The following is a 21,983-nucleotide window of genomic DNA, read 5'->3' as shown; positions in this document are numbered from 1 at the left end:
GCCTCGACGGGGTCGCGGGAACCCTACGCGGATGGGCCATGCACGCGACGCGCACTTCCCTGCGGGCCTCGGGAGTGGAAGCCTTCGTGATCGAATGCTTCGCGCCAAGTTGCCTTGTCGACATAGTCCCGGATGCGGAACTTGTCACTGCGGCGCCACGGGACACAGTAGATTCGATCATGAGTATCGAAGACTGGGGACTCGTGCAAAACCGAGGGGAAACGTGCAGGAGCGACAGGACCTAGGAGACGCGAACACCGAGGGGGGCTTAGCGTCATGAGCCAGGACTCCGCCGCACCGGAGAACGGACGCAGACTGTCCGGACGCCGTCGTCGCGAGGTCGTCGCGGTGCTGCTGTTCAGCGGCGGCCCCATCTTCGAGAGTTCCATTCCTCTCTCCGTGTTCGGGATTGACCGCCAGGACGCCGGAGTGCCCCGCTACAGGCTGCTTGTCTGTGCGGGCGAGGAAGGACCCCTGCGGACCACAGGGGGACTGGAACTCTCCGCACCGTATGGCCTGGAGGCCATCAGCAGGGCCGGCACCGTCGTCGTACCGGCGTGGCGCTCGATCACATCGCCGCCACCGCCCGAGGCGCTCGACGCGCTGCGCCGCGCGCACGAGGAAGGCGCCCGCATCGTCGGGCTGTGCACCGGTGCCTTCGTGCTCGCGGCGGCCGGTTTACTCGATGGCCGCCCGGCGACCACGCACTGGATGTACGCGCCGACGCTCGCGAAGCGCTACCCGTCGGTCCATGTGGACCCGCGGGAGCTCTTCGTCGACGACGGCGACGTACTGACGTCCGCCGGCACGGCGGCCGGAATCGATCTCTGTCTGCACATCGTGCGGACGGACCACGGGGCCGAGGCCGCCGGGGCGCTGGCCCGGCGGCTGGTGGTGCCACCGCGGCGCAGCGGCGGCCAGGAGCGCTATCTGGACCGCTCGCTGCCCGAGGAGATCGGCTCGGACCCGCTGGCCGAGGTGGTCGCGTGGGCACTGGAGCACCTCCATGAGCAGTTCGACGTGGAGACGCTCGCCGCCCGCGCGTACATGAGCCGGCGGACCTTCGACCGGCGGTTCCGTTCGCTGACGGGCTCGGCGCCGCTGCAGTGGCTGATCACCCAGCGGGTGCTCCAGGCCCAGCGGCTGCTGGAGACGTCCGACTACTCGGTCGACGAGGTGGCGGGCCGCTGCGGCTTCCGCTCGCCGGTGGCCCTGCGCGGCCACTTCCGGCGCCAGCTGGGCTCGTCGCCGGCCGCGTACCGGGCCGCCTACCGGGCCCGGCGGCCGCAGGGCGACACCGCGGCCTCCTCCGCTCCGCCGCCGCAGGCGGTCGTGGAGGCGGTCCTGCCGGGCGCCAGACGCCCGGGAGGCCCCGGGGAGCCGGGCAGACAGCACGTGGCCCTGCCGGGCCAGCGCAGCGCACCGTGACGATGGGCCGCGGCGGAGGGGGTGCACGACCACACCCCCTCCGGCGCGGCCCATCTAAGGTAGGACGCATGAACGACCGCATGGTGTGGATCGACTGCGAGATGACCGGGCTCTCGTTGACGGACGACGCACTCATCGAGGTGGCCGCGCTGGTCACCGACTCGGAACTGAACGTACTCGGCGACGGCGTGGACATCGTGATCCGCCCGCCGGACGCCGCACTGGAGACCATGCCCGAGGTGGTGCGCCAGATGCACACGGCCTCCGGCCTCCTCGACGAGCTCGCCGCCGGCACCACCCTCGCCGAGGCCGAGGAGCAGGTCCTGGCCTACGTACGCGCGTACGTGAAGGAGCCCGGCAAGGCACCCCTGTGCGGCAACTCCGTCTCCACGGACCGCGGCTTCCTGCTGCGCGACATGCCGACGCTGGAGGACTACCTCCACTACCGGATCGTCGATGTCTCCTCGGTCAAGGAGCTGGCCCGCCGCTGGTACCCGAGGGCGTACTTCAACAGTCCGGAGAAGAGCGGCAACCACCGCGCGCTCGCCGACATCCGCGAGTCCATCGCCGAGCTCCGCTACTACCGCGAGGCGATCTTCGTCCCCCAGCCCGGCCCGGACTCCGAGACCGCCCGCGCCATCGCGTCCCGCCACGTCCTGCCCGCGGAACCGGCCGTCTGACACCCGCGCTGAGCCGCCACGAGAAAGGCGGGAGCGAGCACCCTCTCGGACCCTGTACACTTTTTCTCGGCCGGTCGGGAAAAAACGAAGACCGGTCGTGGTGGGTATAGCTCAGCTGGTAGAGCACCTGGTTGTGGTCCAGGATGTCGCGGGTTCGAGTCCCGTTACTCACCCTTGATGAACAGGCCGTCGACCTGCGAAAGCAGGTCGACGGCCTGTTTGCTTCCCGTCATACGCCGTCCTACGCCGGCCCCGCGCGCCGTCCCGTTCAGGACCGCCTTCTCCTCCGCGTCCGCCAGCCAGAAGTACAGCGGCGGCATCACCAGCTCGATCGCCGTGAGGACCACCTGGAACGGGTGCGGCCATCCGTGCGCGGCGAAGGAGAGCAGCCGCCCGACCGCGCCCAGCAGGAACACTCCGGCCGGCCAGCGCACCGCCGTCGCCGGGATCGGCGACTGCCGGACCCCGCGACGAACTGCGGGACACCTGCACGGGCGCCCTTCTGGGGGCCCTCCGGCCGCTCCTCGCCACCGATCCCGCAGCCGCCCTCCCGTCACGAAACGGTCGCGATGGCTCCACATACGCTCCACACCGCGCATGATGGCTCTCTGATCACGATCAACGCTGGGGGGACCATGCGACGCACCACCACCACCCTGACCGCTCTCCTCTGCCTGGGCGCGCTCACCGCCTGCGGCGGACCGCAGTACGCCGACAGCGCGCCGAAGGTGAAGGCCTCCGCCGACCCGGCCGCCACGGCAGCGGCGCCGGCGGACAAGCCCAAGGCCGACAAGCCGAGCGCCGCGAAGGTCGGCGGCACGATCACCCTCAAGGGCATGGAGGAGGGCGAGCAGCTCGCCGTCACCCTCAAGAAGATCGTGGACCCGGCCCAGCCGAAGGACGAGTTCTTCAAGCCCCAGGACGGCAGCCGGTGGGTCGGCGCCCAGTTCGAGCTGGTCAACACCGGCACCAAGGTCTACGCGGACAGCCCCGGGAACGGCGCCCAGGTCGCCGACGCCGACGGGCAGCGGTTCGGCACCACCCTCGCCGACATCAGCGCCGGGCCGTCCATGACCTCCGACGCCAATGTGCCGCCCGGCGAGAAGGTGCTCGGGTGGGTCGTGTTCGAAGTGCCCAAGGCGTCCAAGCTCGCCTCCGTGCAGTTCGCGATGAACTCGGGCTTCTCCGACGAGACCGGGCAGTGGAAGCTCGGCGAGGAATGAGCGACGCCACCGCGTCCGCGTGGTGGGGCCTGCTCCCGGCCGGCATCCGGGAGCAGGCCGACGGCCACGTCCTGCAGGACGCGCGCATGCGGGCCCTCCGCGTCGTCTTCGCCGCCGGCCGCGCCCACGGGATGGGCCTCCACGAGGCCGAACTGGTGGTCCACGCCCGGTACGTCCACCACGGCGACCGGGTCGCCCGCACCCCCGACAGCCCGCTCGACCTGGAGTCCCTGGCCGCCCTGGCCGCCGGGGCGCCCGGCCGAGTCGTGGCCATCGAGGCCGTGTGGGACGGCGACACCGTCCACGACTGGTTCGTGGAGCTGCTGGCCCTCACCGCCGACCCGGCCGGCGAACACCCGCTCGCCACCCTCTACCGGGGCACGGCCGTACGGCACCTCGGCGGCGAGGACGTCGGCGGGCTCCACCCGTCGGCCGTGGCCGCCGACCGCGTCGGCAGAAAGCTGGCCGCCCACCTGGGAGTGCCGTTCCACTTCGGCAGCCCGGAGACCCCGGACGACGAGGCGCCGCGTTACGTGCCCGGAAGCCCCGCCTGAGCCCGCGCGGGTAGCCTGCGGGCATGACCAACCGCCCGACCGCCGACCGGCGGTCAGAGCCCGCAGCGGCCCTCCGGCGACGGCCGGGCGGGCCCATGCCCGAGATCACCGAGACCGACTGCGAGCGGTGCGGCACGCGGATCGCGGGGCTGACCGGCCGTTACGCGTGCGGCGTGTGCGGATGGGTCAACCACTGGTCGCAGGGGCACACGGACCTGCCGAGCGCCCGGGACGACCTGGACTACGTGCGCCGCCGCTGACCGGCCGGCCGGTGCGCCTGTGAGGTTCGTGGGGGCCGGGACGCGGACCGCACCCCGGCCGCCGATCGCTACCCCGTGCCCGTACCCGTACCCGTACAGGACACGGTCGTCGGGGGCGGGTTCGTCCCCGACCACGAGCCGGTGAGGCCGAAGGTGGCCGAACCGCCCGGCGGGACACGGCCATTCCAGGCGGTGTTCCGCGCCGTGACGGCCGCGCCGGTCTGGGTGTGGGTGGCGTTCCACATCTGGGTGACCCGCTGGTCGCCGGGGAAGGTCCAGTCGGCCGACCAGGAACTCCAGGCCGCCGCGCCCATGTTCTTCAGCGTCACCTCGGCCTGGAAGCCGCCCTGCCACTGACCGGTGACCTTGTACGTCGCGAGGCAGGCGCCCCCTCCGTCGGAGGGCTGGGCGGTGTCGCCGTAGACGATGCCGCGGCCGTTGGTCGACACGTACACCCGCCCGTAGACGCGCGGGTCGCCGGTGATGGCGGCGCCGGTCCAGCCCCACTGGTGGGCGTCGTCGTTGATGCGCACCCAGCTCGCGCCCGCGTCCGTGGACCGGAAGACGCCGCGTACGCCGCCCACCTTGGCGCTGGCGTAGAGGGCCGGGTACGAGGCGCCGGGGGCGGCCTTGCCGAAGCCGATGGTGTCGGCCTGGTCGACACCCTGGACCTTGGTGAAGGTGGCCCCGCGGTCGGTGGAGTGCCACAGGCCGTAGGCGCCGTCGGGGTCGCCGCCCGCCAGCCAGAGGTCGCCGCCGCGGCCCGGGACGGCCTTGAAGCGGACGTTTCCCTTGGCCGGCAGGCCCGTCGCCTTGGACGCGGTGAAGGTGGTGCCGCCGTCCGTGCTGACGTAGAAGACCCCGGCCTTGAAGCCGTAGAACGTCTTCGGGTCGACGCGGTCGGACTCGACGACCGCGCCCGCCGGGATGCCCCGCGAGGCGGTCCAGGAGGTGCCGAAGCCGGAGGCGGTGTGGACGCCGGCGCCGTCCGGGCTCCACACGAAGCGGCTGCCGTCGGCGGCGGCCGCGACGGTGCCGCCGCCCGTGACGCCGGAGGGCTCGGTGCCGGGGAACCAGTGGGCGCCGTTGTCGGTGGAGAAGGCGACGCGCGGGCCGCCGTCGAGGTTCCCGGCGCGTACGACGACGTCGGGCTTGGTCTCGGCGTAGTCGACGCTCGTGGTGGAGGTGAAGTTCGGTGAGGTGAACATCATCGACGGCACCTTGGTCAGGTCCGTGTGGCGGAAGCCGCCGATGTCACCGAGGGCGCTGATCAGGGGCGCGCCGGAGGGCGGGGACGCCAGGTCCAGGACGGCGGTCTCCTCCAGGCCCTGCACCATCGGCCTGATGGTGATCTTGCCGCCGGTGTCCCACTGGCCGAGGTTCTCGGTGCCGTAGATCGTGGCGCCGGTGCCGTACATCATCCGCTGGGAGTCGAAGGGGTCGATCTCCAGGGCCTCCGTCATCCAGCCGAGCTTGGGGGTCTGTTCGGGCGGCGCGGGGTTGGCGCCCCAGGTCAGCCACGGGGAGGAGGAGACGTCCATGGTGTAGCGGTTGGAGCGGTCGGGGTACGAGGTGAAGTCCCAGGCCTTCGTCCAGCTCGCGCCGCTGTCGGTGGTGCGGAAGATCTGCGTGTCGGGCCACCAGGAGCTGTAGCCGCTCACCATCACGGTGCCGGGCTTCTGCCGGTCGACGGTCAGGCCGCTGAAGCCGTAGTACGCGTCGGCGGCGGGGGTGACGTCCTTCCAGGCGCCCGTGGCGCCGCCCGCCTTGGTGTCGTACCGCCACACCGCGCCCTTGGAACCGTCGTACGGGCCGCCCGTGTCGCTGTAGGCGAGGTAGAGGTGGCCGTTGGCGCTGTCGAGGACGCCCTTGTGGGCGAGGAGGCCGGTCGGCTGGCCGGGCAGCCGGGTCCAGGTGGCGCCGGCGTCCGTGGAGCGGTAGACGGCGTTCTCCTTGTCGGCGACACCGACGTAGACCGTCTTGGTGGCGGTGCCGGGCGTGCCCGTGGACTCGTCGAAGGTGACCCAGACGATGCCCTGGTTGTCGGAGGCGTAGCCGCTGGTGTCGCTCGGGTCCTGGGCGTAGTTGCCGGGGTTGGGGAAGGCGGTGACCTGCGACCAGCTGGCACCGGAGTCGGTGGAGCGCCACAGGCCCTTGCCGCTGGGCGCTCCGAGGTAGAGCACGCTGCCCAGGTGCGGGTCGACGGCGAGGCGCTCGCCCATGCCGCGCCCGGGCATGTTGCCGCCGAGCTTGAAGGGCAGGTCGGCCTTGCGCCAGGTGGCGCCGCGGTCGGTGGAGCGCAGGACGGCTCCGTTGCCGGGGTCCCAGCTGTTGGTGTACGTGCCGACGGCGGCGTACACGCGGTTCGGGTCGACGGAGTCGGTGGCGAGGCTGACGACGCCGGTGTGGCCCCAGTCGTCCCAGCCGATGTGGTCGAGCAGCGGGGTCCACGTCTTGGTCGACTGCTGCCAGCGGTAGGCGCCGCCGATGTCGGTGCGGGCGTAGGCGAGGTTCTTCTCGGCGCGGTTGAAGACGATGCCGGGGACGAAGCCGCCGCCGTCGATGCGGACGTTCTTCCAGGTGTACGCCTCCGCGGCCTTCGGTTCCACCGCCGGTTCGGCGGCGGCCGTGGGTGGCGCGGCGGTCAGCAGGCCGGCGGCGAGCGCCAGGCCGAGGAGCAGGTGTCGTGTGCTGCGCACGGTGCTTCCTCTCGGTGGGGGACGAGCCGGGCCGGCCGCGGACTGCGCGGCCGGCCCGGTTGTGCGTACGTACGCGGAGCCACGCGGGGCTATTCGAGGAGCTCCGCGTACGAGCCCATGGCCAGGGCGATGTCCGCCTGGGCCCAGAAGCGGTGGTACGTGAAGACCGGCGCGGCGCCGCCCTTCAGATAGGCCTCGACCTTCGACCAGGCCGGGTCGTCCTCGTAGAAGGAGCGGATCGAGGCGAAGGTGGAGGAGGAGTCGACCCGGTCGCCGTTCGGCATGGTCCCGGTCCAGGCGCTCGGCACGTAGACGGGGTCGTCGAACCGGTTGTAATCGGCGCGGGTCTCCGGGACGGCGATGCCCAGGGGGTCCTGGTGGTGGTCCCACATGCCGTCGAGGAGGGCCTTGGCCACCCGCTTGGCGTTCGCGTCACCGGACTTGGCGGCGTAGTACGTCAGGGTCTTGGCGTACGCGGCGGCCACGCCGACGTCGTTGGTGTAGTCGGCGACGGTGACGTGCAGTCCGGTGTTCGCGCCGGGTGCGGACGGGTTCCAGGTGTCGGGCCGGCCCGACCACTGGAGGGTGGACGGGATGCGGAAGGTGCCGTCGGGGTTGATGGTGGTCTTGGAGATCGCCCAGTCGACCCACTTGTCGAGGACGCTCTTGGCGAGGGCGTCACCGCTCTGGTGGTAGTACTCGGCGACCCGCTCCATGGACCACGCCTGGAAGCCGAACCACTGGTTGGACGGCGGGTCGTGGTAGACGGGCTTCTCGTCGTAGAAGAGGCCGTAGAAGGTGGGCGTGCCGGCCGGCGGGGTGGCGTAGCGGCCCTGCCAGCTGTTGGTGGCGCCGCCCGCGATGGCGCCCTCGGAGGACTGGAGCCAGCGGTAGAACTCCACCTGCCGGTCGAGGCTGGTCGCCCAGTCCTGCGCGCCCGTCGCCGACTTGGGCTTCAGTGGCGCGTACTCGCTGAGCGCGTACGCCGCGAGCGGGTTCTGGTAGCCGCCGTGGGCGTGGCTGGAGCCAATGCGCCAGGCCCAGCCGGCGCTGCTGTCGGTGGCGCCGCCCCAGGCGTAGTACCAGCTCAGCAGGTAGTGCGCGCTGTTCTTGCCGGTGCCGGCGGGGCAGGTGGCCGGGCCGACGCAGTTGCCCGACTTCTTGAAGTACTTGTCGAACATGGCGTACCGCAGGTAGTCGCCCATCTTGGCGGCCTTGGCGACGGTCGCCGTGACCTGGGCGCCCTTGCCCTGCTGCTTGGCCCAGACGTCGGCCCAGTAGGCGGCCTGGACGGCGCGGGCATCGGCGTCGGGGGCGTTGGTGAACTTCCACTGCTTGGCGTAGGAGGCGTCCCCGGTGAACAGGTCGAGGAAGCCGTTGCGTCCGCCGTAGGTGAAGTTGTCGCAGGTGGGGTGGGTGACGGTTTCCCAGACGGACTCCTGGGGGCCGCGCTGGAAGGTGTTGATGTACGACGGGCCGGTGGCCGTCGGTCCGGCGGAGCACTTGCCCGGCTCGTTTCCGAAGCCGTAGACGTTGTCGACGTCCTGGATCCAGTGCATGCCGTAGATGTCGTCCGTGCCGTACGCGCTCTTCAGTTCGCCCGCGATCGGGTCGGCGCCGGCGGGGATGCCGGAGTCGAGGCGTGCGGGGTACTGGGACGGGAGGTCGTGCTCGGGCGCGTACGTGGCCGGCTTGGAGGCGTTGTAGAAGGAGTTGGTCGGCTGGTCGGCGCGGGTGGGGATCATGAACTTCTCCATGGTGTCCCACGCGCCGTTGAACTTCGTCCAGTCGCCGGTGATCTTCCCGTACATGGCCTGGAGCCAGATCAGGTAGCTGTACGCCTCCGACGTCGTCTCGTGGCCGTGGTCCGGCGCCTCGACGATGAGGGTCTCGACCGAGTGGTACGGGATGCCCTCCGGCGAGAAGTAGCCGTTGGCCGGGTTGGTGATCCGCGCGTGCAGGTCGAGGAAGCGGGCGTCGTACGTCGAGTCGGCGGCCAGCTGCGTGACGGTGACCTCGGCCTTGGTGTGGCCGGGCGCGGTGGCCGTGAAGACGGCCGAGCCGGTGCCGGTGGGCGCGGCGGTCACGGTCACCTTCTGGGCGGTGTTCCAGTTCGCCGGGGTGAAGGTGAGGGTGGCGGGCGCGGCGGTGAGGCCCGTGTTGCCCGAGGTGCGGGCGACGGTCACCGTGACGTTCGCGGACGGCTGGGTGGAGAGCTTCAGGTCGAACGTGCCGCTGGAGCCCTGGCGTACGCCGAGCTGGGCGGGGCTCGCCACGAGCGCGGCACCGGCGGCGACGGTGATGCCGACGGGCGCGGACTCGGCGGCGGCGCCCCGGTTGTCGTACGCCTTGGCGTACAGCGAGTGGGTCCCGGCGGCGAGGCCGGTCGCGCTGTGGGTGAAGGGCGCCGTGGTGTCCGTACCGAGGAGGGTGGTGTCGCTGTAGAACTCCACCTTGGTGACGGTCGCCCCGTCGGCGGCCGCGGCGGTGGCGGCCATCGGGACGGGGTCGCCCGCCGTGAAGACGGCGCCCGCGGCCGGGCTGGTCAGCACGGCGACGGGCGGCTTGTGCGCCCCGGCGCAGGGCTCGCCGTTGACGGCGAAGGCGGCGGGGGCGGGGTTGGCGCCGGTGTAGGTGAACTGCCCGCCTGCGGTGACGGCCGCGCCCGCGGCGACGGTCCGGTTCCAGTCGGCGTTGCGGACGGTGACGGTCTTGCCGGACTGCGACCAGACGCCGTTCCAGCCGTTGGTGAGCTTCTGGTCGCCGGCCTGGTCGTAGGTGACGGTCCAGCCGGTGAGGGGCGCGGTGCCCCGGTTGGTGAGCGTGACCTCGGCGGTGAAGCCGGAGCCCCAGTCGTTGGCCACCTTGTAGTCGACGCTGCACTGGACGGCGGCGGCCTGGGCCGCCGTGGCGGGTGCGGGGGCGCCGACGGCGGCCATGCCCAGCGGTAACGCCAGGGCGACGACGAGGGCGGCGGTTGAGCGGGGCCTTGACCTGCCTCTGAGCCAGGTTCTGGTTCTGTTACTGGTTCGGGTTCCCGGTGACATGTGCCTGCTTCTCCTCGCGGCTCGGGGAGGGTCGGGGGTGAGCACAAGCGGTGAACATGTGGGAGCGCTCCCACTATGGGGAGGGCCGCGAGAGGGGTCAAGGTGCGGGAGGAGTCGAAGAAATTCGACGGGGATTGGCTACGCCGGTCAGCCCTGGGCGAGGACGTCGGCCGCCCTGCGCATCCGGTCCTCGTTGGACTTCTTCACCTCGGCGAGCGCCTGCGCGTTCCTCTCCAGCGTGCGCTTCTGGTACGCGGTCTCCACCGCCAGCCACACCCCGGCCAGGTTGGTTTCCACCTTGCACGTCACGTCCGCGGTCGCGATGCGGCGTTCGGTGTCCGTCGCCGTCTCCGACTTGCCCCACTCGGGGTCGTTGTTGGCCGCCCAGGGGCCGTCGTAGTCGTGCCCGGCCTCGCCCATGCACGCGCTCCACTTGGCGAACGCCTTGACGACCTGGGGGTCCTGCTCGGCTCGCTCGGCGTCCTCGACGACGAGCCGCTCGATGTAGTCGTCGCTGGTGGTGTCGGCCTTGTCCATGGACTTCCTGCCGTTGAGCCGGGCCCGCGCCTCCAGTACGCACGCGCCCGCCGCCTGCTGTGCGGCCTCGGACGTGTCCTGCCCCGCCTCCCGCTCCTTGGCGCCCGGGCCGGTCTGCGCGGGGCCGTGGTAGCCGGTCCGGCCGGCCTCCGCCGGGTCGAGGACGCCGTACCTGCGGACGTGCCGGTTCCCCCCTGCCGGGGCGGGCCGCTGCGGCGCGGCCCACGAGAAGCCCCGCGCGGTCATGCAGGTCGCGACGAGCTTGTCCTGCGCGAGCTGGAGTTGACGCGCCTGCGCGGGAGTGAGCTCGTACGCGTCCAGGGGGAAGGCGAGTTGCTCCGCGCTGGTGACGGTGGTGACCGCACCGATCGCGATGGGGCCGCTTCCGGCACCGTCCGCGGAGTCGGCCGCGCCCGCGCCCGCGCACCCGGACAGCGTGACGGCGGCCAGCGTGACGACAGCCAGCGCGGGGGCGACCGGTGTGGAGCGGCGCCGCGTGAGGTGAGGGAGGGGGCGGAGGCCGAGGAGGGGGCGGGGACGGGGGCGGGGCGATGCGGGCAAGGCAGGGTCCGTTCTGGAAGGACGGGGCGCCGGGCACCAGTCAGAGGGCGCACTGGCTGCAGCCGCTGACCACCGCCGTCCTTCCAGAGGGACCTGTACGCGTCGTCGTACTCGCCGGTGTCGAGCCGGGCGGAAGGGTGGGCAGGCCCGGAGCGATACGGGCAGGAGGGGTGGAGAAACGTGGGGGGGAGAACCAGAAACGGGAAAGGTGGTCCCGCGCGCACCATGAGCGGCGTCTGTATGGCCGGAAAGAAGCGGTGCGGGGGAGAACATATGGGCCCCGGGCGATCTTTGACAAGGCCCGAGGGCTCGTCGCTGACCAGCATGTTCGCCTGATTGTTTCGGCCCGGCGCCCTACCCGGAGTAACCCGTTCCGTCGCCGCCCTCACGCCGGCCCGGGTCGGCTCCGCTCACCCGCCGACTCCAGTCGACGCCGTCGCTCACGCCGATCCGAGCCGCCGCCGCTCACGCCGATCCGAGCCGCCGCCGCTGGCGCGGCGCATTGCCCCTCACGTCGACTCCCGTACCACCAGCTCCGTCGGCAGCACCAGCTGTCGCGGTTCCGCGGCCGTGCCCGTGACCTCCTGGAGGAGGATGCGGGCCATCCGGCGGCCCATCTCCTCGATCGGCTGGCGCACGCTGGTGAGCGCCGGGTCCATCAGGCGCGCCACCGCCGAGTCGTCGACGCCGATGAGCGCCACGTCGTCCGGTACGCGGCGGCCCGCGTCCCGCAGGACTCCGCGAGCGCCCGCCGCCATGACGTCCGACGCGGCGAAGACGCCGTCGAGGTCGGGGCAGCGTTCCAGCAGCTCGCGCATGGCCCGGCGGCCGCCCTCCTCGGTGAAGTCGCCCGCGGCCACGAGCCGGTCGTCCGCCGGGAGGCCCGCCGCCTCGACGCCCTGGCGGTAGCCGTCGAGGCGGCACTGCGCCACGTACATGTCGAGCGGCCCCGTGATGGTGGCGATCCGGCGGCGGCCCCGTGCGGCGAGGTGGCCGACCGCCGAACGGCCGGCCCCGACGTTGTCGGAGTCGACGTACGCGCCCGGCTCCGCCTCGGAGCGGCGGCCGTTGAGCACGGCGGGCAGCCCCAGCTCCTGGACGATGTCGGGCAGCGGGTCGTCGCCGTGGACCGAGACCAGCAGGACGCCGTCCACGCGCTGTGCGGCGAGGTACTGCTCGAAGCGCTGCCGCTCCTTGCTGGAGCGGATCAGCGTGAGCAGCAGCTGCATGTCCGCGTCCGCCAGCTCGGCGCTGACGCCACGGATGATGTCGAGGAAGTACGGCTCCGCGAACAGCCGCGCCTCGGTCTCCGGGATGACGAGCGCGACGGCGTCCGTGCGGGCGCCCGCGAGCGCGCGGGCCGCGCGGTTGGGGACGTACCCGAGCTCGGCGATGGCCTGGCCGACCGCCTCCTTCGCACGGTCGCTCACCCGCGGCGAGCCGTTGATCACCCGCGACACCGTGCCGCGCCCGACCCCCGCCCGGGCCGCGACCTCCTCCAGCGTGGGCCTGCCGGTCTGCCGTCCGCTCACCGCCATCGGCCTCCCATCGAACGTTTCTCCCTCAGAAGAGGTGTGACCCAGTCAACCTAGAGGGTGCCCCCTGCGCGGCCCGAAGGGGAGTACCGGTTTCACCCCCGTGATCTTGGGAGCGCTCCCACCGTAAGTGACGAGGCCACCGGGGCGCCAGCCGCCTACCGCTCACAGGGAGCGGGCGCGGGGGGCGTGCGCGGACGCGGGGGCAGGGAGCGCGCGCGGGCGCGGAGGCAGGGAACGTGCGCGGGCGCGGGGGCGGCGGGTTCCCGGGACCCCCGCGCCGTCGGCGCGTCAGGTGCGGTAGGCGTAGTAGAGCGCGTTCGGGTAGGACGCGATGAGGCTCGCCACCGACTTCCGGTAGGTGTCGGTCGAGTGGTAGGTCAGGTACGGCGTCCCGTAACGGCTCCGGTACGTGGTCATCATGGTGTGGTCCTTGGACCCGTCCCGGTCGAAGTCCACCTGGAGCACATCGCCGATGCCCATGTCGTACACGTTGCCCAGGTTGGTCGTCCGCTTGCTGTGCAGCGCGAACCACGACCACTCGTTGGCACCCACGAACGATACGGAGGCACCCAGGGTGGGGTCGTACCACCAGTTGGTGTAGTCCGAGTAGAGCCCCGGATCGTGCTTCCAGCCGCCCGCCTTCAGGGCCTGGCTGATGAAGTTCGTGCAGTCACCGCCGGCGCTGTTGTACGCCGGGTAGGCGGGGTTGTAGTTGCTCCAGTACTTCTCGGCGTAGGCCGCCATCGCCTGGTAGTCGTAACCGGCGGTGCCCGGGGGCTTCTGCGTCTGCTGCGAGGGCCGCCGGGTCGAGGCGGGCGTCGCCGAGGGTACGCCCGTGTCCGCCGCGGCCGCCGCCGTCCGCGCCGCGAAGGGCTCGTTGATGGCGACGGGCCCCTCGTCGGTGGACCTCATGCCCGTCAGTTCCCACGTGCCGCGCGGCGTGAAGGCGAAGCTCAGCTCGTGGTGGGCCTGGAATCCGGTGCTCGCCGGCTCGTCACCGCGGATCCTCTTGTACGTCAGGGTCGTGGTCTCGGTGACCCGGACCGTGGCGCGGCGGTCCTTGACGCGCGTCTTGTCCACGCGGACGTCGGTGGTGGCCGCGGTGTACACCTCACCCAGTGCGGCGAGCCGGTCCTTCCGGGACCGCAGCGAGGACACCGCCTCCTTCTCCGACCGCGCCGCCCCGGCGGACAGGCCGGCCCTCCGGTCCGTCATCGGCGTGGGACGCCGCGCCTGGCCGTTGTCGAGCAGGGCCGCCGTACGCTGCGTCAGTACGGCGTCGGCCAGCTTCTCGAACGAGGCCGTCGTGGCACCGTCCACCGTCGGCTTCACGGCCGCCTCGGCCTCCGGGTCGCCACCCGCGAAAGCGGTGGGCAGCAGGACGGCCGATGCGGCGACTGCCAATACGGCCCCCAGGGCGGATCTGAACGTCGATCGCTTCACGAAGTCTTCCCCTTGTCACCCGGTCCCGCGCGGGCCGGGCGACGGAATGTTCGCACGACCTTCCGTTATGTGGCGCCGTGGTGAATGTCGCAGGATTGCCACAATTCCGTGGCGCGGGGCCGGGGAAGCGCCGGCAGAAGGTCAAGTGACCTCCGCTGGCAGGCACTTCGCGGTACGGGGTCGCGAACGGCGCGGGCCGGACACGCGGCTTGGCACCAGCCCGACGCCGGACGTGACACCGGACGGGCACCCAGCGGACGCCCGTCGGACACCGGTCGAGCCCTGGACGTCCCTGCGGACGTCCGCGCGACGTCCCCGCGAGCGTCCCTGCGTACGGAGCTGCTCCAATTCGCGCCCATCCCTTGACACCCACCCTCGTGACCCAACATCGTGGGAGCGCTCCCACAGACGACGAGGAGAGTCGAATGCGCCCTTCCAGCACGTCCGGCGGCAGAACGCGCGCCGGAGCGCCCGGCCGCCGCCCCACGCGCCCCGCGGGTACCGCGCGCCGCACGCGCACCGCGTACACCGGAGCCGCCGCCGCAGTCGCGGCCTGCGCGGTCCTGCTCACCGGCTGCGGCGACGGCGGCGGTTCCGGCCAGGCAGCCGGCGACGAGAAGATCACCCTGCGCATCGGAACCTTCGGCTCCTTCGGTTACGACGACAAGAACGGGGCCAAGCTCTACGCCGAGTACGAGAGGCTCCACCCGAACATCAAGATCGAGGAATCGAACGTCGCGGACGGCCAGAAGTACTGGGACACGCTGAAGCTCCGCCTCTCCCGCAACAGCGGCCTCGCCGACATCCAGGCCATCGAGGTCGGTTACATCGCGGAGGCCACCGGCCCCGCCATGGCGAACAAGTGGGTGGACCTCTCCAAGAGCGGCGGCGCCGACACCTCCGCCTTCCTCGACTGGAAGGTCAAGCAGGCCACGACCGCCGACGGCAAGGTCATCGGCCTCGGCACCGACATCGGCCCGATGGCCATCTGCTACAACAAGGACCTCTTCGCCAAGGCCAAACTGCCCACCGACCGCACCCAGGTCGCCCGGCTCTGGGCCGGCGACTGGGCGAAGTTCGTCGCCACGGGCAAGACGTACCAGAAGAGCGCCCCGGCCGGGACCGCCTTCCACGACTCCGCGAGCGGCCTGTTCAACGCCGTGCTCTCCAGCCAGCCCCTCCAGTACGCCAACGCCGAGGGCGAGTTGGACTACGCGAACAGCCCCGGCGTGAAGAAGGCGTGGGACCTGGCCGTCGAGGCCGCGCAGAGCGGCATCACCGCCAAGCTGCGGCAGTTCGACGAGAAGGGCAGCTGGAACGCCGGGTTCAAGAACTCCACTTTCGCCACCGTCGCCTGCCCGAGCTGGATGACCGGCATCATCAAGGACCAGGCCGGACCGGCCAACCAGGGCAAGTGGGACATCGCCGCGCCGCCGGTCGCGGGCAACTGGGGCGGCTCCTTCCTCGCCGTACCGAAGTCCGGCAAGCACGCGGAGGAGGCCGCCAAGCTCGCCGCCTGGCTGACCGCGCCCGAGCAGCACGCCAAGGTGTTCGGGGTCAACGGCAACATCCCCTCCACCAAGGCCACCCTCGCCTCCGCCGCCGTCCAGAACGCCAAGATCCCGTACTTCGGCGACACCCCCGTCGGCAGGATCTACTCCGAGGCCGCGGCCGGCATCACACCCGCGCCGGTCAGCCGCTACGACGGCCAGGTGAAGACCTTCATCACCGACAACGGCATCCTCGACATCGAGCAGCGCGGCACCGCGCCCGACGCCGCCTGGGAGAACGTCAAGAAGCTGGTCGACGACAAGATCGATCAGTAGCGGGGTGCCCCTGAGGCGGGTGGCCGCCCGGCGCTCCCCCGCCGGACGGCCACCCCGCCCCGTACCGACCTGGAAGGAATGCCCCTCGTGGCCACCTCCGTCCGTGCGGCGGCCGATGGCGGCACCGCGCCACCGCCGCCCACGCCCTCGCCGCCGCCCCGTACCGTACGCGCGGGCAGCGGCTGGCGCAGCCGCCTCTACCGCTGGGACCTCAAGGCGACCCCGTACGCCTTCGTCTCGCCGTTCTTCCTCTGCTTCGCGGCCTTCGGGCTCTTCCCCCTGATCTACACGGGCTGGCTGTCGCTGCACCGCGTGGAGCTCGGCGGTGAGGCGGAGTGGCGCGGCTTCGACAATTACACGGGCCTGTGGGACAGCGAGTTCTTCTGGCGGGCACTCGCCAACACCTTCACCATCGGGGTCATCTCGACCGTTCCGCAGCTGCTGATGGCGCTGGGGCTCGCGCACCTGCTCAACTACAAGCTGCGCGGCCGTGGTTTCTTCCGGGTCGCGGTCCTCGCCCCGTACGCCACCTCGATCGCCGCCGCGACGCTCGTCTTCGCGCAGCTGTTCAACAGCGACTACGGCCTCGTCAACACCGTCCTGGGGTGGGTCGGTTTCGACCCCGTCGACTGGGAGTCGTCCAAGTGGCCGGCGCAGATCGCGATCTCGGTCATCGTCATCTGGCGCTGGACCGGCTACAACGCGCTGATCTACCTCGCCGCGATGCAGGCCGTTCCCCAGGACCTGTACGAGGCGGCCGCCCTCGACGGGGCGTCGCGCTTGCGCCAGTTCATCAGCGTGACCATTCCGTCCATCCGCCCGACCATCCTGTTCACGATCGTCGTCTCGACGATCGGGGCCACGCAGCTGTTCGGCGAGCCGATGCTGTTCGGCGGCAGCCTCGGGGTGAGCGGCGGCAGCGGCGGTCAGTACCAGACGCTGAGCCTGCTGATGTACGAGAAGGGCTGGGTCACCGGCGCCCTGGGGCAAGCGTCCGCCATCGCCTGGGTGATGCTGCTGCTCCTGCTGCTGATCGGCGCGGCCCGGCTGCTCGTCGCCCGCAAAGGGATCAAGGGGATCAAGGGGATCAAGGGCATCAAGGGAAGGACGTCATGAGCCTCGGAACACCGCTGAAGCGGCTCCGGCCGGCGCGGCCGGCGGCGGGGCGCCAGCACCACGCGGGCCCGCTGACGTACGTCCTCCTCGGACTGGCCGCCCTCTTCTCGCTCTTCCCGCTGTACTGGAACCTCGTCGCCGCCTCGCACACCGGCGAGCGCGTGGTGGAGGCCCCGGCCCCGCTGCTGCCGGGACCGCGCCTCCTCGACAACCTCACCTTCGCCTGGAACCAGGTCGACATGGGCGAGGCGCTGGTCAACACCACGGTGGTGGCCGGTCTGGTGGCGGCGTCGACCGTGGTGTTCTCCACCCTCGCCGGATTCGCCTTCGCCAAGCTGCCCTTCCGCGGCCGCAACGCGCTGCTCGCGCTGGTGGTGGCGACCATGACCATCCCGCCGCAGCTCAGCGTGATCCCGCTGTACCGGATCATCACCGATCTCGGGTGGGTGGACCAGCTCCAGTCCGTCGTCCTGCCGTCGCTGGTGGCGGCGTTCGGGGTGTTCTTCATGCGGCAGTACCTGCTGGAGGCACTGCCCGTGGAGCTGGTCGAGGCGGCCCGGGTGGACGGCGCGCACAGCCTGCGCATCATCTGGCACGTGGTCTTCCCCGTCGCGCGGCCGGCGATGGCGGTGCTGGGCATGCTCGTCTTCGTCCAGGCGTGGAACGACTTCTTCTGGCCGTTCATCGCCCTCACGCCGGACGGCAACCCGACCCTCCAGGTGGCGCTCGCCGGCCTGGGCTCGGGCAACCACACCATCAACCAGGCGATCGTGCTGACGGGTGCCCTGATCTCGACCGTGCCGCTGCTGCTGGTCTTCGCCCTGCTCGGCAAGCACATCGTGGGCGGCATCACGTCGGGCGCGGTCAAGAGCTGAGGCCCACGCACCGTCGGGGTCGGCCCCCGCGGGGCCCGGGCCGGGGGCGGCCACGGGGGGGCAGGCCCGGGGGCGGCCCCGGGGGGCGAGCCCGGGGGCGGACGTCCGCGCTAGCGCCGTCGCCGCCCGCCCCCACCCCATACCCGTCACCCCACCCCCACCCGATCCCCGGCACCCGGCCACTCGGCCACCCAGCCGCTTCGCGTGCGCCCCCTCCAGGCCCTCGGGCCAGCCCCTCCGCCCCCGGACATCAGCCTTCGTCCTCCACCCATCCCTCCTCTTCTCCTGGGAGCGCTCCCAAATGACTGCGTCCGACGCTCGCCCTCTCACCGCGACCCGTCAGTTCCCGCCCGGCTTCCTCTGGGGCGCCGCCACCGCCGCGTACCAGATCGAAGGCGCGGCCACCGAGGGCGGCCGCACCCCCTCCATCTGGGACACCTTCTCCCGCACGCCGGGCAAGGTGTTCCAGGGCCACACCGGCGACGTGGCGACCGACCACTACCACCGCTTCCGCGACGACGTACGGCTCATGGCGGACCTCGGCCTGAGCGCGTACCGCTTCTCGGTCTCCTGGTCGCGCGTGCAGCCCACCGGCCGCGGCCCCGCCGTCCAGAAGGGCCTCGACTTCTACCGCGAGCTCGTCGACGAGCTGCTCGCGCACGGTATCTCCCCGACCCTGACGCTCTACCACTGGGACCTGCCGCAGGAGCTGGAGGACGCGGGCGGCTGGCCGCACCGGGCCACCGCCGAGCGGTTCGGCGAGTACGCCGCCCTCGTCGCCGACGCGCTCGGCGACCGCGTCGGCCGCTGGATCACCCTCAACGAGCCGTGGTGCACGGCCTTCCTCGGGTACGGCTCCGGCGTCCACGCCCCGGGCCGCACCGACCCCGTCGCCGCGCTGCGCGCCGCGCACCACCTCAACCTCGGGCACGGCCTCGCGGTCCAGGCGCTGCGGGCCACCCTGCCGGCCGACGCCGAGGTGTCGGCCTCGCTCAACCTGCACGAGGTGCGGCCGCTGACCCCGGCGGCCGAGGACATCGACGCGGTACGCCGCATCGACGCGGTGGGCAACCGCGTCTGGCTCGGGCCCATGCTGGAGGGGGGGTATCCGGAGGACCTGCTCGCGGACACGGCGGCGCTCACCGACTGGTCGTTCGTCCGGCCGGGCGACCTCACCGCCATCCACCAGCGCCTCGACTTCCTGGGCGTCAACTACTACACCCCCGCCGTGGTGGCGAAGATCCGCGACGGGGAGGCCGCCCCGCGCAACGACGGGCACGGCGCCAGCGCCCACTCGCCGTGGCCGGGCGCGGAGGACGTCGCGTTCCACCAGCCGCCCGGCGCGCGGACGGCGATGGGCTGGGCGGTCGACCCGACGGGCATGTACGACCTGCTGATGCGCCTGGCCGGCGAGCACCCGGGCCTGCCCCTGCTCATCACGGAGAACGGCGCGGCGTACGAGGACGAGGTCGCCGCCGACGGCTCGGTCCACGACCCGGAGCGCATCGCCTACGTCCACGGGCACCTGGAAGCCGTGCACCGCGCGATCGCGGACGGAGCGGACGTACGCGGCTACTTCCTGTGGTCCCTGATGGACAACTTCGAGTGGTCGTACGGCTATGCCAAGCGGTTCGGCGCGGTGCACGTGGACTACGAGACGCTGGCGCGGACGCCGAAGTCGAGCGCGCACTGGTACGCGAAGGTGGCGCGGTCCGGCGAACTGCCGTCGCGGGACGCGTCCTGACGCTTCGACACCCGGGGCCGGGCCCGCGATTTATTTCTGTAGCGGTCACTAGAAAAGGTGCTACGGTTACACCAGATTCCCTAGCGACCGCTACAGAAACGAGGGGCCACCCCATGTCGTCCACGTCCACCGCGCCATCCACGTCATCCGTGTCCACCGCGTCATCCGTGACGGCCGCGTCATCCGTGACGGCCGTGTCGGCCCCGCCCGCCTTCGCCCGCACCGTCCGCGGCACCTCCGGCCCCGGCCTCCTCCTCGCCCACGGCGCCGGTGGCGGCGTCGAGGCCAACTACGGCCCGGTCCTGGACGTCCTGGCGCAGGGGCGCCGCGTCGTGGGCGTCGACTTCCCGGGTACGGGCGGCACGCCCCGCGCCGAGCGCGCCCTCGAAGTGGACGACCTCGCCGACGCCTTGGTCGCCACGGCCGACGCGGAGGGCCTGGACCGGTTCGCCGTCTCCGGGTACTCACTGGGCGGTTCGGTGGCCGTGCGGGTCGCCGCCCGCTACCCCGAGCGGGTCACGGCCCTGGTCCTGACCTCCGCGTTCGCCCGGCCCGACCACCGCACGCGGCTGGCCGCCGAGGTGTGGCGCGACCTGTTCGCAAGCGGGCAGCGGGAGCTGATGGGCCGCTTCCTCGTACCGCTCGCGCTCAGCCCGGGACTGCTGGAGGCGCTGCCGCCCGAGCAGCTGGAGGCGGCGATCCGTTCCACGGGCGAGACCGCGCCGCCCGGGACGGGGGACCACGCCGACCTGGTGGCGCGCACCGACGTGCGCGCGGACCTGGCGGGCATAGCCGTACCGACGCTGGTGATCTCCACGACCGCGGACCGGCTCGTCCCGCCCGCCCTGCACCGCGCCGTCGCCGCCGGCATCCCCGGCGCGCGCCTGGAGGAGCTGGCCACCGGGCACCTGCCGTTCGCCGAGGCACCGGAGAGGTGGGGCAAGCTCATCACGTCGTTCCTCGACGAGCTGGACGGGTGACGAGCTGGAGGGGGGAGGGCGCGCTCCGGCCGGGTGGGAGCCGACTAACGCGGGGCACGTCCGGCGCTCGTGCGGCGGCGGCGTACGACGCGGTGCCCGCGCCGCGCCGGGGCGTCGGCACGCCCGTCGCCCAGTCCGATCCAGATCCGGACCTCCGTGCCGCCCAGCACCGAGTGCCCGATCCGCACGTCGCCGCCGGTCGACTCGGCGACCCGGCGCACGATGTCGAGTCCGAGCCCCGTCGAGCCGTCCCGGCCGCCGCTGTTGCCGCGCGCCAGCGCCGCCTCCGGATCGGCGATGCCGGGCCCGGCGTCCGAGACGAGGATGATCACGGCGTCGTCGCCGTTGTGGAGGTCCACCGAGAAGGCGGTGCCCTCCGGGGTGTGGCGGAAGACGTTGCCGAGCAGCGCGTCGAGCGCGGCGACGAGTTCGGGCCGGGCCACCGGGATGCGTACGGGCCGGTCGACACCCGCCACCCGCACCTTGCGCCCCTCGTCCTCCGCGAGTGCGGACCAGAAGTCCATCCGCTCCCGTACGACCTCCGAGGCGTCGCAGCCGGCGCCCGGACCGGTGGGCTGCGTCTGGGGCTTGGCCTCCCTGGCCGTGCGGATGATGACGTCGACCTCCCGCTCCAGCTGCTCGACGGCCGCGCGCGTCTGGTCGGCGGCGGGCCCGTCGCCCAGGGACGCGGCGTTGAGCCGCAGCACCGTCAGCGGGGTGCGCAGCCGGTGGGAGAGGTCGGCGGCGAGCTCGCGCTCGTTGGCGAGGAGCTGGACGACCTGGTCGGCCATCGAGTTGAAGGCGACCGCGGCGGACTTCAGCTCCGTGGGCCCGTCTTCGGGGACGCGGGCGCCCAGCTTGCCCTCGCCGAGCTCGTGCGCGGCCCGCGCGAGGCGCTGGGCGGGCTGCACCATGCGCACGCCGAGCCGGTCGGCGACCGCGACGGACCCGACGACCAGCGCGGCCCCGACCCCGGCGAGGACCAGCCACGCGGTGGCGATGCCGTTGGTGACCTCCCCCTCGGGCACGTACACCTCGACGATCGCGATCCGGCCGGTGCTGATGGCGGTCGGCTGGAGCAGCGCGAAGCCGCCGGACACCTCGGTCGTCGAGGCGCGCGGTACCCGCTGCACGGTGGCGAGGTCCTTCGCGGCGGCCCGCCCCGTGCCGATGGTCACGGCCTCGCCGCCCTCCCCCCGGCCGGGGATGTGGACGGCCATGCGCCCGGCGGCCCCGGCCTGCGTGGAGGCGACGGCGCGTTCCAGCTGGTCGCGGTCGGTGGTGATGGAGAGGGTGGGGCCGATGGCGGCGGCCTGCCGCTCGGCGTTGGTGAAGGCCCGGTCCCGTGCCATCTCCTTGATGACCAGGCCCAAGGGCACGGCGAAGGCCACCACGACCATCACCGTCACCGCCAGCGCCACCTTGACGAGCGCCCACCTCACCTTCGTCGGCTCGCTTCTCCGCCCGCGCTG

The 21,983-nt window shown here is 72.2% G+C and carries 16 protein-coding genes, 1 tRNA gene and 1 pseudogene; 11 read left to right on the top strand and 7 right to left on the bottom strand.

The window, feature by feature from the left end; all coding sequences use genetic code 11:
• Window positions 1-276 precede the first annotated feature (276 nt).
• The 3 genes from AC07FJ_RS00205 (at window position 277) to AC07FJ_RS00195 (ending at window position 2,281) form a co-directional block, all read left to right on the top strand.
• On the top strand, window positions 277-1,428 hold the full coding sequence (locus AC07FJ_RS00205) for a helix-turn-helix domain-containing protein (RefSeq protein WP_479043646.1): 1,152 nt from the start codon (window positions 277-279) through the stop codon (window positions 1,426-1,428).
• 68 nt (window positions 1,429-1,496) lie between these two features.
• Entirely contained in the window at window positions 1,497-2,108 is a 612-nt protein-coding gene (gene orn / locus AC07FJ_RS00200; protein ID WP_479043644.1) for an oligoribonuclease, read from the top strand.
• 100 nt (window positions 2,109-2,208) lie between these two features.
• A tRNA-His gene (locus AC07FJ_RS00195) sits at window positions 2,209-2,281 on the top strand.
• Here the strand turns inward: AC07FJ_RS00195 and AC07FJ_RS00190 are convergent.
• Window positions 2,273-2,569, bottom strand: a pseudogene (locus AC07FJ_RS00190) (DUF4345 domain-containing protein); the annotation flags it as partial. The gene AC07FJ_RS00195 and the pseudogene AC07FJ_RS00190 sit on opposite strands and share 9 nt — an antisense overlap.
• Window positions 2,570-2,743: 174 nt before the next feature.
• Between AC07FJ_RS00190 and AC07FJ_RS00185 the strand changes: the two are divergent.
• The 3 genes from AC07FJ_RS00185 to AC07FJ_RS00175 are packed head-to-tail and all read left to right on the top strand — an operon-like array spanning window position 2,744 to window position 4,145.
• On the top strand, window positions 2,744-3,331 hold the full coding sequence (locus AC07FJ_RS00185; RefSeq protein WP_479043643.1) for a DUF4352 domain-containing protein: 588 nt from the start codon (window positions 2,744-2,746) through the stop codon (window positions 3,329-3,331).
• Complete coding sequence (locus AC07FJ_RS00180; protein WP_479043640.1) at window positions 3,328-3,885, top strand: hypothetical protein; 558 nt, start codon at window positions 3,328-3,330, stop codon at window positions 3,883-3,885. Before AC07FJ_RS00185 ends, AC07FJ_RS00180 begins: the two co-directional genes overlap by 4 nt.
• 23 nt (window positions 3,886-3,908) lie before the next feature.
• Window positions 3,909-4,145 carry a hypothetical protein gene (locus AC07FJ_RS00175; RefSeq protein WP_479043637.1) on the top strand — a complete coding sequence of 79 codons (237 nt, stop codon included), beginning with the start codon at window positions 3,909-3,911 and terminating at the stop codon, window positions 4,143-4,145.
• A 68-nt stretch (window positions 4,146-4,213) separates the two neighbouring features.
• On the opposite strand, the gene AC07FJ_RS00170 is transcribed toward AC07FJ_RS00175, so the two are convergent.
• The 5 genes from AC07FJ_RS00170 to AC07FJ_RS00150 all read right to left on the bottom strand — a co-directional run bounded on the left by AC07FJ_RS00170 (window position 4,214) and on the right by AC07FJ_RS00150 (window position 13,970).
• Window positions 4,214-6,844 (bottom strand): cellulose binding domain-containing protein, encoded by a 2,631-nt coding sequence (locus AC07FJ_RS00170; RefSeq protein WP_479043636.1) that lies wholly within the window; start codon window positions 6,842-6,844, stop codon window positions 4,214-4,216.
• 89 nt (window positions 6,845-6,933) lie between these two features.
• Complete coding sequence (locus tag AC07FJ_RS00165; RefSeq protein ID WP_479043634.1) at window positions 6,934-9,891, bottom strand: glycoside hydrolase family 48 protein; 2,958 nt, start codon at window positions 9,889-9,891, stop codon at window positions 6,934-6,936.
• A gap of 147 nt (window positions 9,892-10,038) precedes the next feature.
• The gene (locus AC07FJ_RS00160) at window positions 10,039-10,989 is read right to left on the bottom strand and encodes a hypothetical protein (RefSeq protein WP_479043632.1); all 951 of its coding nucleotides are present in this window, start codon (window positions 10,987-10,989) and stop codon (window positions 10,039-10,041) included.
• A gap of 509 nt (window positions 10,990-11,498) precedes the next feature.
• A complete protein-coding gene (locus AC07FJ_RS00155; protein ID WP_479043630.1) occupies window positions 11,499-12,527 on the bottom strand; it encodes a LacI family DNA-binding transcriptional regulator in 1,029 nt (342 codons plus the stop codon).
• 288 nt (window positions 12,528-12,815) lie between these two features.
• Window positions 12,816-13,970, bottom strand: a complete 1,155-nt coding sequence (locus tag AC07FJ_RS00150) for an amidase domain-containing protein (protein WP_479043628.1) — start codon at window positions 13,968-13,970, stop codon at window positions 12,816-12,818.
• Window positions 13,971-14,395: 425 nt separating this feature from the next.
• Between AC07FJ_RS00150 and AC07FJ_RS00145 the strand changes: the two genes are divergently transcribed.
• The 5 genes from AC07FJ_RS00145 (at window position 14,396) to AC07FJ_RS00125 (ending at window position 20,511) form a co-directional block, all read left to right on the top strand.
• The gene (locus tag AC07FJ_RS00145; RefSeq protein WP_479043626.1) at window positions 14,396-15,796 is read left to right on the top strand and encodes an ABC transporter substrate-binding protein; all 1,401 of its coding nucleotides are present in this window, start codon (window positions 14,396-14,398) and stop codon (window positions 15,794-15,796) included.
• An 87-nt stretch (window positions 15,797-15,883) separates the two neighbouring features.
• Window positions 15,884-16,912, top strand: coding sequence for a carbohydrate ABC transporter permease (locus AC07FJ_RS00140; protein WP_479043623.1), 1,029 nt, complete (start codon window positions 15,884-15,886; stop codon window positions 16,910-16,912).
• Window positions 16,909-17,787: a carbohydrate ABC transporter permease gene (locus AC07FJ_RS00135; protein WP_361423004.1), complete on the top strand. Its 879-nt coding sequence runs from the start codon at window positions 16,909-16,911 to the stop codon at window positions 17,785-17,787. The genes AC07FJ_RS00140 and AC07FJ_RS00135 overlap by 4 nt, the downstream gene beginning before the upstream one ends.
• Before the next feature lie 301 nt (window positions 17,788-18,088).
• On the top strand, window positions 18,089-19,531 hold the full coding sequence (locus tag AC07FJ_RS00130) for a GH1 family beta-glucosidase (RefSeq protein ID WP_479043621.1): 1,443 nt from the start codon (window positions 18,089-18,091) through the stop codon (window positions 19,529-19,531).
• Window positions 19,532-19,698: 167 nt separating this feature from the next.
• On the top strand, window positions 19,699-20,511 hold the full coding sequence (locus tag AC07FJ_RS00125; protein WP_479043619.1) for an alpha/beta fold hydrolase: 813 nt from the start codon (window positions 19,699-19,701) through the stop codon (window positions 20,509-20,511).
• 44 nt (window positions 20,512-20,555) lie between these two features.
• Here AC07FJ_RS00125 and AC07FJ_RS00120 read toward each other — a convergent pair whose 3' ends face one another.
• Window positions 20,556-21,953 (bottom strand): sensor histidine kinase, encoded by a 1,398-nt coding sequence (locus AC07FJ_RS00120; RefSeq protein WP_479043616.1) that lies wholly within the window; start codon window positions 21,951-21,953, stop codon window positions 20,556-20,558.
• Between the last annotated feature and the right edge of the window lie 30 nt (window positions 21,954-21,983).

The organism is Streptomyces sp. NPDC045998, from assembly GCF_056430285.1.
Note: the sequence above shows the minus strand (reverse complement) of the source record. Positions and strands in the feature narration are given on the sequence as shown.

Excerpts from the sequence above, each read along its gene's own strand:
- AC07FJ_RS00165 (WP_479043634.1), bottom strand. The coding sequence starts at position 9,891 with ATGTCACCGGGAACCCGAACCAGTAACAGAACCAGAACCTGGCTCAGA.
- AC07FJ_RS00145 (WP_479043626.1), top strand. The coding sequence starts at position 14,396 with ATGCGCCCTTCCAGCACGTCCGGCGGCAGAACGCGCGCCGGAGCGCCC.
- AC07FJ_RS00185 (WP_479043643.1), top strand. The coding sequence starts at position 2,744 with ATGCGACGCACCACCACCACCCTGACCGCTCTCCTCTGCCTGGGCGCG.
- AC07FJ_RS00205 (WP_479043646.1), top strand. The coding sequence starts at position 277 with ATGAGCCAGGACTCCGCCGCACCGGAGAACGGACGCAGACTGTCCGGA.
- AC07FJ_RS00130 (WP_479043621.1), top strand. The coding sequence starts at position 18,089 with ATGACTGCGTCCGACGCTCGCCCTCTCACCGCGACCCGTCAGTTCCCG.
- AC07FJ_RS00175 (WP_479043637.1), top strand. The coding sequence starts at position 3,909 with ATGACCAACCGCCCGACCGCCGACCGGCGGTCAGAGCCCGCAGCGGCC.
- AC07FJ_RS00135 (WP_361423004.1), top strand. The coding sequence starts at position 16,909 with ATGAGCCTCGGAACACCGCTGAAGCGGCTCCGGCCGGCGCGGCCGGCG.
- AC07FJ_RS00155 (WP_479043630.1), bottom strand. The coding sequence starts at position 12,527 with ATGGCGGTGAGCGGACGGCAGACCGGCAGGCCCACGCTGGAGGAGGTC.
- AC07FJ_RS00180 (WP_479043640.1), top strand. The coding sequence starts at position 3,328 with ATGAGCGACGCCACCGCGTCCGCGTGGTGGGGCCTGCTCCCGGCCGGC.
- orn (WP_479043644.1), top strand. The coding sequence starts at position 1,497 with ATGAACGACCGCATGGTGTGGATCGACTGCGAGATGACCGGGCTCTCG.